Source organism: Microbacterium sp. MM2322, from assembly GCF_964186585.1.
Lineage (GTDB): Bacteria > Actinomycetota > Actinomycetes > Actinomycetales > Microbacteriaceae > Microbacterium.
In genome coordinates this window covers 1,252,793-1,266,236 of record NZ_OZ075067.1, presented here as the reverse complement: position 1 = coordinate 1,266,236, position 13,444 = coordinate 1,252,793, and the positions used below count along the sequence as shown (strand labels likewise).

At 68.8% G+C, this 13,444-nt stretch carries 13 protein-coding genes and 3 tRNA genes; 3 read left to right on the top strand and 13 right to left on the bottom strand.

The window, feature by feature from the left end:
- Positions 1–49: 49 nt before the first annotated feature.
- Positions 50–126: transfer RNA gene (locus tag ABQ271_RS06160), tRNA-Pro, on the bottom strand.
- Between the two features lie 94 nt (positions 127–220).
- Between ABQ271_RS06160 and ABQ271_RS06155 the strand changes: the two genes are divergently transcribed.
- Positions 221–294: transfer RNA gene (locus ABQ271_RS06155), tRNA-Gly, on the top strand.
- Positions 295–376: 82 nt separating this feature from the next.
- Positions 377–682: a hypothetical protein gene (locus ABQ271_RS06150; protein WP_349310605.1), complete on the top strand. Its 306-nt coding sequence runs from the start codon at positions 377–379 to the stop codon at positions 680–682.
- Here ABQ271_RS06150 and ABQ271_RS06145 read toward each other — a convergent pair.
- The 8 genes from ABQ271_RS06145 to ABQ271_RS06110 all read right to left on the bottom strand — a co-directional run bounded on the left by ABQ271_RS06145 (position 667) and on the right by ABQ271_RS06110 (position 8,917).
- Entirely contained in the window at positions 667–3,126 is a 2,460-nt protein-coding gene (locus ABQ271_RS06145) for a DEAD/DEAH box helicase (RefSeq protein ID WP_349310604.1), read from the bottom strand. The genes ABQ271_RS06150 and ABQ271_RS06145 overlap by 16 nt on opposite strands.
- Positions 3,123–3,878: a twin-arginine translocase subunit TatC gene (gene tatC, locus ABQ271_RS06140; RefSeq protein WP_349310863.1), complete on the bottom strand. Its 756-nt coding sequence runs from the start codon at positions 3,876–3,878 to the stop codon at positions 3,123–3,125. Before tatC ends, ABQ271_RS06145 begins: the two co-directional genes overlap by 4 nt.
- 61 nt (positions 3,879–3,939) lie before the next feature.
- Positions 3,940–4,197 (bottom strand): Sec-independent protein translocase subunit TatA, encoded by a 258-nt coding sequence (gene tatA / locus ABQ271_RS06135; RefSeq protein WP_060916272.1) that lies wholly within the window; start codon positions 4,195–4,197, stop codon positions 3,940–3,942.
- Positions 4,198–4,257: 60 nt separating this feature from the next.
- Positions 4,258–5,217 (bottom strand): WYL domain-containing protein, encoded by a 960-nt coding sequence (locus ABQ271_RS06130; protein ID WP_349310603.1) that lies wholly within the window; start codon positions 5,215–5,217, stop codon positions 4,258–4,260.
- A complete protein-coding gene (locus tag ABQ271_RS06125; RefSeq protein WP_349310602.1) occupies positions 5,214–6,212 on the bottom strand; it encodes a WYL domain-containing protein in 999 nt (332 codons plus the stop codon). Before ABQ271_RS06125 ends, ABQ271_RS06130 begins: the two co-directional genes overlap by 4 nt.
- Positions 6,213–6,256: 44 nt before the next feature.
- The gene (locus ABQ271_RS06120) at positions 6,257–7,222 is read right to left on the bottom strand and encodes an FKBP-type peptidyl-prolyl cis-trans isomerase (RefSeq protein ID WP_349310601.1); all 966 of its coding nucleotides are present in this window, start codon (positions 7,220–7,222) and stop codon (positions 6,257–6,259) included.
- Positions 7,223–7,226: 4 nt separating this feature from the next.
- Positions 7,227–8,240: a tRNA (adenine-N1)-methyltransferase gene (locus ABQ271_RS06115; protein ID WP_349310600.1), complete on the bottom strand. Its 1,014-nt coding sequence runs from the start codon at positions 8,238–8,240 to the stop codon at positions 7,227–7,229.
- Positions 8,237–8,917, bottom strand: coding sequence for an HAD family phosphatase (locus ABQ271_RS06110; protein WP_349310599.1), 681 nt, complete (start codon positions 8,915–8,917; stop codon positions 8,237–8,239). The genes ABQ271_RS06115 and ABQ271_RS06110 overlap by 4 nt, the downstream gene beginning before the upstream one ends.
- Before the next feature lie 78 nt (positions 8,918–8,995).
- Between ABQ271_RS06110 and ABQ271_RS06105 the strand changes: the two genes are divergently transcribed.
- Positions 8,996–9,859, top strand: coding sequence for a PAC2 family protein (locus ABQ271_RS06105; protein ID WP_349310598.1), 864 nt, complete (start codon positions 8,996–8,998; stop codon positions 9,857–9,859).
- A 12-nt stretch (positions 9,860–9,871) separates the two neighbouring features.
- Here the strand turns inward: ABQ271_RS06105 and ABQ271_RS06100 are convergent, their stop codons facing one another.
- The 4 genes from ABQ271_RS06100 to ABQ271_RS06085 all read right to left on the bottom strand — a co-directional run bounded on the left by ABQ271_RS06100 (position 9,872) and on the right by ABQ271_RS06085 (position 13,424).
- Positions 9,872–10,705, bottom strand: a complete 834-nt coding sequence (locus ABQ271_RS06100; protein ID WP_349310597.1) for an undecaprenyl-diphosphate phosphatase — start codon at positions 10,703–10,705, stop codon at positions 9,872–9,874.
- A 9-nt stretch (positions 10,706–10,714) separates the two neighbouring features.
- On the bottom strand, positions 10,715–12,013 hold the full coding sequence (locus ABQ271_RS06095) for a M20/M25/M40 family metallo-hydrolase (protein WP_349310596.1): 1,299 nt from the start codon (positions 12,011–12,013) through the stop codon (positions 10,715–10,717).
- A 118-nt stretch (positions 12,014–12,131) separates the two neighbouring features.
- Positions 12,132–12,216: transfer RNA gene (locus ABQ271_RS06090), tRNA-Leu, on the bottom strand.
- 104 nt (positions 12,217–12,320) lie between these two features.
- Positions 12,321–13,424 carry a VIT1/CCC1 family protein gene (locus tag ABQ271_RS06085; protein ID WP_349310595.1) on the bottom strand — a complete coding sequence of 368 codons (1,104 nt, stop codon included), beginning with the start codon at positions 13,422–13,424 and terminating at the stop codon, positions 12,321–12,323.
- Positions 13,425–13,444: the final 20 nt, after the last annotated feature.

Below are 13,444 nucleotides of genomic sequence, written 5' to 3'. Positions count from 1 at the left end.
CGGCCGCGCACGTGCGCGTCCGTTCGGTGATCTGGGTTCGTGGGGCCGTTGGTCGGGGCGACAGGATTTGAACCTGCGACCTCCCGCTCCCAAAGCGGGCGCTCTACCAAGCTGAGCTACGCCCCGGGCGCGCACGCTGGCGGGCGCCGAAAAACGGCCGTTGGTAAGTCTAGCCGACCATGTCCGGTACACTCGTCGAGGCGCTGATGACAGCGTCGTCGGGGATGTAGCTCAATGGTAGAGCCTCAGTCTTCCAAACTGATTACGCGGGTTCGATTCCCGTCATCCCCTCCACACACCGCCTCGTCGGGTCACCGGTTCATCTGCAGCCCTGCGCGACGCGCCACGTCGTGACACCCTCCGATAGCCTCACGCCATGACGAACGAAACGGCCCGGATCAGCGCCTACCGCGGGTCGCCCGAACTGCTCACACTCACGGCGGTGGCAGGGCTCGCGCTCACCGTCGGACTCGTCGTGTTGTCGATGGGTGTCGTGGATACGTCTCCCGGGTGGGATGACGCGTGGGACGAGGAAGCCCGTCGCGCGGCCCAGGTTGTCTGGGGCGCCGGGATCGCCGGGCTGGGTGCGATCGCCGGTATCGGAGCCCTCGTCCTCGCCGGGGTGAAGCGGGAACTCGCACGCACGACCGACGAGACGCCTCGCCGTCACACGGAGCTGTAGGCGACGATCCCCCGGCGGACGGCATCCAGCGCCTTCCGCGCCGTCACCGCGACGTCGGCATCCGCCACGATCGAGAGCTGGTCGAGCAGATCGATCGTCTGCTTCGTCCAGCGCACGAAATCGCCGGCGGCGAGGTCGGCCTCCGACAGCACCACGTCGAGGGACGCGCCTCGGGCCCACGAATTCATCGCTTGGGCCAGACCCGTCGCGAGCGGTTCCGTGCCGGGCAGGTGGTGCTCCTGCTCGAGGTCGTCGAGGCGGCTCCAGAGCTCCTGCGTCTTCGTCAGGGCGTCGCGGAACGGCCCGCGGGGCAAGCGGTACTCCCCCGCCTCATCGCGGCGCGGTTCGTACACGAGGCAGCACGCGAGGGCGGCGAGGCCGGCGGGGTCGAGGTTCGCCCACAGCCCTCGGCGCAGCGACTCCGCGACGAGGAGGTCCCGCTCGCCGTAGATGCGACGCATCGTCCGCCCGGCCGCCGTCAGGGAAGCGGCGCCATCGTCGAAGGAGACGTAGTTCAGTTCGGCGAGAACATCGATGATCCGGTCGAAGATCCGCGCCACGGTGCCGGTGCGGGTCTCGATGTCGCGGCGGGTGCGATCGGTACGGCGCCGCAGCTTCCAGTACCGCTCCGCCCACCGGGCGTGGTTCTCGCGGTCCGGACAGCTGTGACAGGGATGCCGCTGCATCCGCCGCCGCAGCGACTGGATCTCGTTCTGCCGCTGCTGCCGGATGCGCGCCGGCGCCGTTCGATCGGCACGGTTCAGCTTCTCGGCATCGCTGAGGTCACGACGGATGCCGGAGTACTCGGCGAAGTCTCCCCGGTCGCACGTCATCGACTTCTCGTAGCCCGCGAGGGATGCCTCGGCATCCTTCACCTGACGGGCGAGGCCCACGACGGCGCGGTCCGCCTGGAACTGGGCGAACGAGGACTCGAGGATCTCGCGGGCCCGCTCGCGACCGAACTGGTCGATCAGGTTGACCGCCATGTTGTACGTCGGCCGGAAGCTGGAGTTGAGCGGATAGGTGCGGCGCGAGGCGAGCGCGGCGACTGCCTGCGGGTCGAGCGCCTCGGTCCACTGGACCACTGCGTGCCCTTCGACGTCGATGCCTCGGCGTCCGGCGCGACCGGTGAGCTGCGTGTACTCCCCCGACGTGATCGCGACGCGTGCCTCGCCGTTGAACTTCTCGAGCTTCTCGAGGACGACCGTTCGCGCGGGCATGTTGATGCCGAGCGCAAGCGTCTCGGTGGCGAAGACCACCTTGACGAGCTTGCGACGGAAGAGCTCCTCGACGACCTCCTTGAAGGCCGGCAGCATTCCGGCGTGGTGTGAGGCGACTCCCCGCTCGAGGTTCTCGCGCCACTCCCAGTAGCCGAGGACGCTGAGGTCCTCATCCTGAAGGGGACGCAGCCGCTCGTCGATGATCGCGCGGATCTCGTCGCGCTCGGCGGTGTCGGTCAGCCGCACTCCCGAACGGCGCACCTGCTGGACGGCGGCCTCGCAGCCCACGCGGCTGAAGATGAAGAAGATCGCCGGCAGCAGGTTGGAGCGGCCCAGGAGTTCGACGACCTGGGGACGGTCCATGCGCTCGATGCGCGCCGCCGTAGACGGACGCACAGGACGGGAGCCGCCGCGGTGCGGTCGGCGCCCTTCGCGGTCGCTGCGGGACCGATACTCGGACGCGCGCCGGTTGTTCTCGTACGTCGCACCCTTCGGTGAGCGGATGCGGGTCAGTTCCTGATTCACCTGCGCGGTCGCGACGCCGGCGCGATCATCGAAGAGGGGCAACAGGTCGCCCCGGACGAGCACGTGCTGTTCCAGCGGAACGGGTCGCGTCTCGGAGACGATGACGGCGGTGTCGCCGCGGACGGTGTCGAGCCAGTCGCCGAACTCCTCCGCGTTCGACACCGTCGCCGACAGCGACACGAGCCGCACGGCGGGCGGGAGGTGAAGGATGACCTCTTCCCACACGGGCCCGCGGAACCGGTCAGCGAGGTAATGCACCTCGTCCATGACGACGTAGCGGAGCCCGCGGAGGGCCGGCGAGTCCGCGTAGAGCATGTTTCGGAGCACTTCGGTCGTCATGACGACCACCCGGGCATTTCCGTTGATGTTCGTGTCTCCGGTGAGGAGACCGACCTCGTCCTCGCCGTAGACCTCCTGCAACTCCCGGAACTTCTGGTTCGAGAGGGCCTTCATGGGGGTCGTATAGAACGCCTTGTCACCCGGCTCACGCATCGCGAGGTGGATCGCGAACTCGCCGACGATCGTCTTGCCCGCGCCGGTGGGCGCCGCGACGAGAACGCTCCGACCGTCCTCGAGGGCGTTGCACCCCTCGACCTGGAACGGATCGAGATCGAACCGCTGCAGGTCGGCGAAAGAGGCGGAGATCGGATGCCGGCGGTCGGACTGTGCGCGTGCGTAACGGGCGGCGAAGTCCGTCATGCGATCGGGCCGAGAAGCGCGGCTTCGCGCTTGGTCTTGCGGCGGTCGAAGAGCATCGACAGGCCCGCCGCGGCGAAGAAGAGGACGGTGAGGATGCCGGCGAGGATGAGCATGCTGACGACGTCCGCGGACGGCGTGGCGGCCCCCGCGAACACGGTCGCGATCACGATCGCCACGCGCCACCCCTTCATGATCTCCCGGCCGGTCATGACGCCCGCGAGGTTCAACGCCACGAGGAAGACGGGAGTGACGTAGGAGACGCCGACGACGATCAGGAGTTTGAAGACGAAGTCGTAGTAGTACTTCGCGTCGTAGAAGTTCGACGCACCGTTGGGCGTGAAGCCGGCCATCAGCTCGACCAGGTGCGGCAGGATGAGCCATCCGGTGAACGCCCCGGCGAAGAACAGCGGGACCGCCGCGGCGACGAATCCGATCGTGTAGCGAACCTCCTTGCGGGTGAGCCCCGGCATGAGGAACGCCCAGATCTGCCAGAGCCACACGGGAGCGGAGATCAACACGCCGACCGCAAAGGCGATGCGGACACGCAAGTCGAAGGCGGACGTGACGGTCGCGAACATGAGGGTGACGGCGTTCTCGTCGCCTCGACGTTCGGCCACGATGCGGATGGGCTCCGTGATCGCCCAGATAATCGCATCTCCCAGCGCAAAGGAGACGACCATCCCCACGACCAGAGCGATCGCGGCGATGATGAGCCGCTTGCGGAACTCACGGAGATGGTCGCCAAGCGACATCCGCTTGTCCCGGAGAGGGGCGTCGCCTGTCGCGGCGTCCCGTTCGGTGGTGGTCACCGATTCAGCTGGAGCTGGTGGGGCCCTGCGATGAGCCCTGCGCCGGCGGGGGCGTCAGACCGGTGACGGAAGTGGGAGCCTGCGGCTGCTGATGGGCCGGCGTCTCGGCCGGTCCGTCCTCTTCCTTCATCGCTTTCATCTCACCCTTGAAGACGCGGGCGGACTGACCGACGCTCTTCGCCAGTGCGGGCAACTTCGCTGCACCGAACAGAAGCAGGATCACCGCCAGAACGATGAGAAGGTGCCATCCTTGCAAGCCCATGAAAAGCTCCTTGGGTCGGGGTTTCACGTCAGTCTAACCGCCCCAGGTGGACGGGGACCCTCAGGTGTACAGGGCGAGCCCCGCCTCGGCCCACGCGCGCGCTGCCTCGCGAGCGGGCTGCGGTGTGACGATCTCGACGTCTCCGCCGAGACGCGCGGCAAGTCGTTTGAGACTGCGCTCGTCGCCGACGCGGAGCTTCACCGTGCGGTACTCCCCCTTGCCATGGACGACCGCGCGCGCGGCGAACTCTCCCAGCAGCGGAACCACGTCCTTGCGGCAGCGGAGCTCGACGACGACGTCCGTCTCGGTCGGCTCGAACAGGCCCGGCAGCGCGTCGGCTCCGTGGGTGCTGGCGATCTCGCTCAGGACGACGTCCGACACCCGGTCGAGATGGAACGTCCGGACGGCCTGACGGAGATGGCACCACCCCTGGAGGTACCACTGCCCGTCGGCGATGTGGACCTTGACCGGGTCCACGGTGCGCGTCGTCACCGGCGCATCGGGAGCCCGATACTCGAACGACACCGCAACACCTCGCTGCACGGCCTCGGCGACCGTCGTCCGCACATCGTCGACGCCGGAGGTCGCGACGATCACCTCGGCGGGGGCGCTGGAGGCACCGGAGGCGAGCTTCGCGAGGAGTCCCTGAACCACACCGCTGTCGCCGACGCCGGGGAGGCTCGCCGCAAGCTGCAGGCCGGCGAGGAGGGCTGCCGCCTCGCGGGCGGTGAGCCGCGGGGTCCGCTCGAGCGCGACGGCATTCGTGATGGAGATCGTGTCCTGCTCGTCGAGCAGATCCCAGTCGATGTCGAAGAGATCGTTCGCCATCTGCCAGAAGCCGCCGTCGCCGGGAAGCCCGATCACCGTCAGCTTCTCGACCATCGAACGCATCTCGTCCGGCGCGACGTCGAAGTCCCGCGCGGCCTCAGCAACGGTGACCTCGCCCTTAGAGATCAGATAGGGCACGAGTTGAAGGATGAGCGACGCTCGGTCGGTCGCGACCAGCGGCTGCGCGCTCACGATGCCACCTCGTCATGGAGCTCGCGCGCGCGGCGCAGACGCGTCACCACCAGATCGACGAGGACCGGGGGCTCGATGACACGGACCTCGGGACCGTAGGAAGCCAGCTCATCGGCGAAGATCTGGGCGTCGACGTAGGGCACCAGGCATCCCGTGTCATCCGCCGTGATCGCGCGACGGTGCAGACGAAGCGCCGCCTCGGTGCCGGGCTCGACCTGCAGCCGACCGCGCTGACGCCCGGCGAGGGCGGTCAACCCGGTGATCGCCTTGTCTCCCGCGCCGTCGCGCAGCGACAGGTCGAAGGAAGCACGCGTCACGACCACGTCGGATGAGACCCGCGAGAGCAGGAAGGTGCGTTCGGCGTCCTGCAGGAGATCGAACCCGTAGACGTGCCAACGTCCTTCGTACTCGACGAGCGCCCACGGCTGCAGGCGGCGGCGATGCGCGGCATCCGACCCGCCCTTGATGTAGTCGAACTCGACGACCCGGCCCTGTTCGATCGCACGCTGCAGCGGGGCGAAGGAGGGTTCGCGGAGACTGATCCGCGGGGCATATCCGATGATGGGCGCGTCGACCTCGATGCCGAGCGCACTGATCTTGCGGAGACCGCTGCGGGCCGACGCCGACATCGAACTCTCGCCCCAGACCCCGCTGGCGAGGTTCAGCACGGCGATCTCCGCAGGGGTGAAGTCGATGTCGACGGGGAGCGCGTACTCCGATGTGGGAACGCGATACCGCGCTTCGCGCAGATCGTCCGGGTCGGCGTAGTCGCCGATCGTCTCGATGGGGACGCCGAGAGATCGAAGGCTGTCCTTGTCGCGTTCGAACATCTTCTCGAGCGCATCCTTCGACGCACCGGCGGCACCCTGCTCGCGGTAGCCGGACACGGACGAGAGGATCGTGTCCTTCGTCAGCCCCTGCTCGGTCGCCAACAGTGCGACGACGAGGTTGACGAGCCGTTCCTCGGGGGCGCTGCGGATCGGATCGGTGGACACATCGCAATCCTAGGTGCGAGACCGCCGCGCGGCCCCGCGGGGACTCACTGTGTCGTGGTACCGGCGTCCTCGCTCGTGTCGATCCCGAGGACGTCGATGACGAACACAAGCGTCGACTTGGCCGGGACGGACCCCGACGCCTTGTCACCGTATCCGAGCTTCGGCGGGATGACGACGAGCACCTGCGAACCGACGGTCTGGCCCTCGAGCGCCTCCGAGAAGCCCTTGACGACCTTGTCCATCGCAAGGGTCACCGGAGAGCCCTTCTGCCACGTCGAATCGAACACCTCTCCGGTGTTCCAGAGCACGCCGGTGTACGCGAGTCGAGGGGTCGACGTTGCGGTGATCTTCTCGCCGTCACCCTTCTTCAGGGTCTTGACGATCAGATCCTTCGGCGGGGCGGCGTCGGGGACGACGATGCCCGGGGTGCCATCGGGTGCGAGGACGACGGTCGGGATGTTGCTGCCGTCGACGTACTGCGGCACGCCGTTCGCCGCCGGCAGGAAGACCGTGTTCACATCGATGACGACGACAGCCGCTTGATTCTTCGACAGTCCGATCTGGTCGACGAGGGCGGGGTCCAGGTCCTTCGCCGGGATGCCCGCAACGACCCGCGCGCCGGGGCGGGCGCAGTCGAGGGCCTTCTCGATCGTCGGGAACGACTGCTCGAGGACGCTCAGCTGGATGAGTCGCGTCGGCGCGGACAGCACCGTCTGACCCGTCGCCCCGTTGAGCAGGGTGATGCTCAACTGCACATCCTGCTTGCTCGTCGTGATCGGGGTGCCCTTGCCCTTCGCGAGGTCGGTGAAGGACGTCCGCGACACGTAGACCGGGTCGGTCGTCTTCGCCGTCGGGGAGCCCTCGGCACCCGTCACGTCGACGAGGTCGAGGGAGGAGGCGTGGTCGGTGACGCGCTCGCAACCGCTGTCGGCGGGTCCGGTCGGGGCGCACCCGACGAGGGCCAGGGCGGTCAGGCCGAGAACGGCCACGGCAGCGGGGATCTGACGCATTGGTTCAGTCTACGGTCTCGTCGGAGCGATCCCCGGCAGCCTGCCGCGCACCCTCCGCGGCGCGCTGCGCATCGCGCACGCGCTTGCGGAGGTTCTTGTCGGTGATCTCGCGATCGCCCACCGCGCCGGGAGTCCACGTCTCGACATCCGCATCCGCGTACGAGGGCTTCTTGAGCGCACGCTTGCGGACGTCAGGGGGCATCGAGCCGGGCGCGAGCCGACGCGCGGTCAGCAGGAAGCCGGTGTGGGCGACCATGCGGTGATCGGGGCGGACGGCGAGGCCTTCGACGTGCCAGCCGCGGATCATCGTCTCGGTCGCCTCGGGCTCGGTGAACAATCCGGAGTGCCGGATGTACTCGGCGACGCGGCTCAGCTGGGTGGCCGTCGCGATGTAGCAGAGCACGACGCCACCGGGCGTCAGGGCTTCGGCGACGGCGTCGATGCACTCCCACGGCGCGAGCATGTCGAGCACGACGCGGTCGACGCTGCCGGGTTCGGTCACCTGCGGGAGCTGTTCGACAAGGTCGCCCACGACGACCTGCCACGACTCGGGGTAGTGGCCGAGGAACGTCTCGACGTTGGCCTGAGCGACCTCGGAGAACTCCTCGCGACGCTCGAAGGACACCAGGCGACCCGCGGGGCCGATCGCCCGGAGCAGCCACATCGACAGCGCCCCCGACCCGACTCCGGCTTCGACAACGGTGGCCCCGGGGAAGATGTCCGCGGAGGCGAGGATCTGCGCGGCATCCTTCGGGTAGACGATCGCCGCGCCGCGAGGCATCGACATGACGAAGTCGCGCAGCAGTGGGCGGAGGGCGAGGTACTCGTGACCGCCGCTGTTGACGACCACCGAGCCGTCGGGCTGTCCGATGATCGCTTCGTGGCGGAGCACGCCGTGATGCGTGTGGAGTTCGCCGCCCTCTCGGAGCGTGACGGTGTGCAACCGTCCCTTCGGGCCGGTGAGCTGCACCCGGTCGCCGAGGCGGAACGGGCCGCTCGGACGAAGGTCGACGCTCATGCGCGGACCCCCTGGCGTGCCTGCGCGAGGACGTCCGCCACGTCGGCGACCGTCCGCCCCTCGAGGGTCGGCCACAGAACGTGGGCACCGACCTCGTCGAGGGAGACCATGTTCGGGATGCCGACGGTCACCGCCCCCGCGGCGATCGCCGAACGGGCGCCCGTGATCGAGTCCTCGAACGCGACGGTGTCGGCGGGGTCCACCCCGAGCGCCTCGCACGCCTGGAGGTACGGATCCGGATGCGGCTTCGGCCGGGCGACGTCGTCACCGCCGATGACGAGGTCGAACGCGTCGAAGTCGATGAGCTCGGTCACGACCTTGGCCATGCGGCTCATGGACATCGTGACGAGAGCGGTCGGAACCCCGGCATCCCGAAGCTCGCGGAGCAGCTCGCGCGCGCCCGGACGGAATGGGACCCCGTCCTCGTGCAGCTGGCGCATGACCTGGGCCGTCAGGTCGGCGACGATCTCATCGACCTCCATGCGGACACCGGCGCCCTGCAGGATGCGGGCGGCGTCCTCGAGCCCGAGTCCCACCATCCCCAGTCCGTCCTCGTGTGTCCAGGTACCGCCGAACCGTTCGACCAATGGGGTCTCGGCGGCCATCCAGTAGGGCTCGGTGTCGACGAGGGTGCCGTCCATGTCCCAGAGGACCGCGGCAGGAAGGGGGGAGATCACCGCTCAATGCTACGCGGTGGCTCCCGCACCGCCGGGGGCCACCGGCGTATCGTGGGGGTACCGACAGAGAGGACCTCCGTGCAGGGACTGGGACAGCGAGTGCTCGTGATCGCCGTCGACGGCTGGAACGATGCCGGCGAGGCGGCGACCGCTGCGGCCTCGCAGTTGCGGACCGCGGGGACGTTCGAGAAGGTGTTGGCCGTCGATCCGGAGCTGTACTTCGACTACCAGTACACGCGCCCGCAGATGCAGATGGATGCCGACGGTTCACGTCGACTCGTCTGGCCGGACGCGACGCTGTGGCGGCCGGCGGCTCCCCGTGAGGACGGTCCCGACCTCTGGCTTCTCACCGGCACGGAGCCGGCGCGCGCCTGGCAGGCGTTCTCGGCCGAGTTCATCGACGCCGCCCTTCGCGAAGACATCACCGGCATCGTGGCGCTCGGATCGATGATGAGCGATGTCCCCCACACCCGCCCGATCTCGGTGTTCGCCGGATCGGAGAACGAGGAGCTCCGTGGTGCGCTCGGGCTCGAGCGATCGACGTACGAGGGTCCCGTCGGCATCCTCTCGACGCTCGCCGCGGCCGGCGAGGCCGCCGGCATCCCGACCGCCGGCCTGTGGGCGAGCATCCCCCACTACGTCGCCGGTCACACGCCGTCGCCCAAGGCGACGCTGGCGCTCCTCGACAAGCTCGGTGAGATCACCGGAGCCTCGATCCCCCGCGGCGTTCTGCCCGCGGAGGCGCTGGCGTGGGAGGCATCCGTGGATGCCGCCGCCGCCGACGACGAGGAGATGACGGAGTACATCCATCAACTCGAGACCGCGCGCGACGCATGGGACTCGCCCGAAGCGTCCGGTGATGCCATCGCCCAGGAGTTCGAGCGGTACCTCCGCCGCCGCGGCGACGGACCGCGAGGACCGAAAGACGATCCCCGCCGCTGACGCCCGCGAGGCTCAGTAGGCCTGCAGCACTCCCGCGGCGAGCAGGATGAGCAGAACGACGCCGAGCACCACGCGGTAGAGGACGAACGGCAGGAAGCTGCCGCGCTTCAGATACCGCATCAGATAGGCGATCACGGCGAGACCGACGCCGAACGAGACGACCGTCGCGATGGCGGTCTCGCCCAGGGTGAAGGGCGACTGCCCGGGTTCGCGGATCGCCTGGACCAACTCGTAGAGCCCGCTGCCGAACACGGCCGGGACCGCGAGGAGGAACGCGACCTCGGCGGCAGCCGGGCGGGTGTAGCCCATCGCCAGGCCGGCGGTCGTCGTAGCACCCGACCGCGAGACACCCGGGATCAGTGCGAGGGCCTGTGCGAAGCCGAGGGTGAGGCCGTGGCCGATCGTCAGGTCCTTCTCGGTGCGGACACGCTTTCCCAGTGCGTCCGCGACGCCGAGGATGATGCCGAACACGATCAGGACGATCGCGACGAGCCAGAGGTTGCGGAACGTGTCGCGGATGACGTCCTGGAAGAGGAAGCCGAGCACACCGATCGGGATCGTGCCGATGATGACGATCCATCCCATGCGGGCGTCCGGGTCGTTCCTCGGAACCCGCCCGGTGAGGGACTTCGCCCACGCCGCGATGATCCGCATGATGCGGGTCCAGAAGTACACCAGCACAGCGAGCTCGGTGCCGATCTGCGTGATCGCGGTGAAGGTGGCGCCCGGGTCCTGCGCGTTGGGCAGGAACTCTCCCACGATGCGCAGATGTGCGCTCGACGAGATCGGGAGGAACTCCGTCAGGCCTTGGACGATACCCAGGATGATGGCGTCGAGGATCGACATGGGGGCCTTTCAGTACGTGCGGATGAGATCGGTGAGCACGCGCTGCCCGAACACGAGGGCGTCGATCGGGACGCGCTCATCGACACCGTGGAACATCCCGGTGAAGTCGAGATCGGCGGGCAGTCGCAACGGCGCGAACCCGAACCCGGCGATGCCGAGCTCGGCGAGGGCCTTGTTGTCGGTCCCTCCCCCCATAAGGTACGGGATGACCGGGATTCCGGGATCGTGGCGATCCAGCGCGGCGACCATCGCGTCGACGAGGTCTCCGGCGAACGGCACCTCGAGCCCGATGTCGCGATGGACGACCTCGATGCGGATGTCGTCGCCGACGATCCGCTGCACCTGAGCGAGGACCTCGTCCTCGTGCCCCGGGAGGGTGCGGATGTCGATCGCGGCGGTTGCCGCATCCGGGATCACGTTGTGCTTGTAGCCCGCCGTCAGACCGGTCGGGTTGGTAGTCGTCCGGAAGGTGGAGCGGAGGAAGGCGGATGCCGCGCCCGCCGTGTCGGCGATCGCGTCGGGATCGTCGGCCAAGGTGCCCGACAGGTCGGCGAGCGAGCCGACGAGCTGACGGGTCGTCGAGGTGAGCTCGATCGGCCATCCGGTGCGGCCGAGAGCGGCGACCGCCTCGGCCAGGCGGGTGACGGCGTTGTCGGGGTGGTGGCGGCTGCCGTGCCCGGCCTGTCCTGTCGCGTGGAGGCGGATCCAGATGAGCGCCTTCTCGCCGACCTGCAGCAGGTACGCCCGCTGATCCCCCACTCCGATCGAGTAGCCACCGACCTCACTGATCGCTTCGGTGGCGCCGGCGAACCATTCGGCCCGGTCACGGACGACGAGCTGAGAGCCCTCGACCCCGCCGTTCTCCTCATCGGCGAAGAACGTGAGGATGAGGTCGCGCTCGGGTCGCTCGCCCGACCGGAGCAGCTCCGCCACCGAAGTCAGGATCATGGCGTTCATGTCCTTCATGTCGACGGCACCGCGACCCCACAGCATCCCGTCCTTGACGACGCCCTCGAAGGGGTCGACGCTCCAGTCCGCCGCCACGGCGGGGACGACGTCGAGGTGCCCGTGGAGGATGAGGGCGGGCTTCTCGGGGTCGCGACCGGGCACCCTGGCCATCACATTGGTGCGGCGCGGCACCGGCTCGTAGTACTCCGGAGTGAGCCCGATCGACTCGAGGTACGCGCCCACGTACTCGGCGGCCTCACGCTCGCCGTTCGCACGTCCCTCGCCGTAGTTGGTCGTGTCGAAGCGGATCAGGTCGCGGGCGACGCGAGCGACCTCGGGCAGATCGTCGTGAACAGACATGCGCCCACGCTACCCGCGCGGCCGTGCCCGACGCACGGTGGGCAAAGGCCAGAGCCGCGGGACGTGAGCCGGCCCGGAAACGAGAAATGGGCCCCTTTCGGGACCCATTTCCACTCTGTGCGCGAGGGGGGACTTGAACCCCCACGCCCTATTCGGGCACTAGCACCTCAAGCTAGCGCGTCTACCTATTCCGCCACCCGCGCAGAGTTTTCTCCCGTTGTTTCCTCCGGGATTTCGGTTTCGCAACCGAGGATCGACAGTAGCACGTTCTGTGCACGCCGAATAATCGAGCGGGGTATCACCGCCCCTACGCAGCGGATACGCCGAACAGAAGCCCCAGCAGGTAGGTGATCGCCGCCGCACCGAATCCGATCGCCAGCTGACGGAGTCCGCGACGAAGCGGCGGCGCACCCGACAGCAGCCCCACCGTCGCGCCGGTGAGCAACAGGGCGAGGCCCACGAGGGCGAGGGCGAGGACCACGGCCGCGACGCCCGAGAGCCCGAAGATCCACGGCAGCACGGGGATCACGGCGCCCGACGCGAAGAACGCGAAACTGGATGCCGCGGCCCCGAAGGCCGAGCCGACGGACTCCAGGTCGGCGGGCGGTTCCGCGGCACGGCGGTAGGGAGTGGCCCGGTCACTCGCCTGCGCGGCCCCGATGACCTTCCGCGCTCGCGCCAGAGCCGCCGCTTCGTCCAACCCGCGGGTCCGGTAGACCAGGGCGAGTTCGTTCGCGTCGACGTCGAGGTCGGGCAGGACGTGGTCGGTGTCGTTGTTCGGATGAGTTGCCTCGATCAGCTCGCGCTGAGAGCGCACCGACACGAACTCCCCCGCCGCCATCGACAGCGCACCGGCGAGGAGGCCCGCAATGCCGCTGAAGAGGACGAACTGCGGCGCGACTCCCGTCGCCCCGATGCCCATGACGAGGGCGAGGTTCGACACGAGTCCGTCATTCGCCCCGAACACCGCGGCTCGGAAGGTTCCCGAAAGACGCAGCCGTCCCCGCGCCGCGAGGCCGCGGACGACCTCGCCGTGGATCTTCTCGTCGGCGCGCATCGCCGCGGTGGCGTGCGGGTCGTCGTCGTACGGCGAGCGGTTCTCGGCATTCTGGGCGAGCGCCAGGACGAAGATCGAGCCGAATCGGCGGGCCATGGCGGCGAGCATCCGGGTCCGGAGCGACGCTCGGGGCAACCGCGTGGGCTCGCCGCCGAGGAGGCCGAGCCAGTGCGCCTCGTGCCGGCCCTCGGCCTCGGCGAGCGCCTCGAGGATCTCACGCTCCTCCCCGGATCGGCGCGCCGCGAGCTCGCGGTAGACCCGGGCTTCGGCCCGTTCATCGGCGAGATACGAAGCCCACCGCCGCCGGATTCGAGGGGTGGCGTCTGGCAGGGGCGTCGCATTCGTCGTGCTCATGTCCCTCTCACGGTAGCCAC

Excerpts from the sequence above, each read along its gene's own strand:
- ABQ271_RS06145 (WP_349310604.1), bottom strand. The coding sequence starts at position 3,126 with ATGACGGACTTCGCCGCCCGTTACGCACGCGCACAGTCCGACCGCCGG.
- ABQ271_RS06120 (WP_349310601.1), bottom strand. The coding sequence starts at position 7,222 with ATGCGTCAGATCCCCGCTGCCGTGGCCGTTCTCGGCCTGACCGCCCTG.
- ABQ271_RS06115 (WP_349310600.1), bottom strand. The coding sequence starts at position 8,240 with ATGAGCGTCGACCTTCGTCCGAGCGGCCCGTTCCGCCTCGGCGACCGG.
- tatC (WP_349310863.1), bottom strand. The coding sequence starts at position 3,878 with ATGTCGCTTGGCGACCATCTCCGTGAGTTCCGCAAGCGGCTCATCATC.
- ABQ271_RS06085 (WP_349310595.1), bottom strand. The coding sequence starts at position 13,424 with ATGAGCACGACGAATGCGACGCCCCTGCCAGACGCCACCCCTCGAATC.
- ABQ271_RS06095 (WP_349310596.1), bottom strand. The coding sequence starts at position 12,013 with ATGTCTGTTCACGACGATCTGCCCGAGGTCGCTCGCGTCGCCCGCGAC.
- ABQ271_RS06100 (WP_349310597.1), bottom strand. The coding sequence starts at position 10,705 with ATGTCGATCCTCGACGCCATCATCCTGGGTATCGTCCAAGGCCTGACG.
- ABQ271_RS06150 (WP_349310605.1), top strand. The coding sequence starts at position 377 with ATGACGAACGAAACGGCCCGGATCAGCGCCTACCGCGGGTCGCCCGAA.
- tatA (WP_060916272.1), bottom strand. The coding sequence starts at position 4,197 with ATGGGCTTGCAAGGATGGCACCTTCTCATCGTTCTGGCGGTGATCCTG.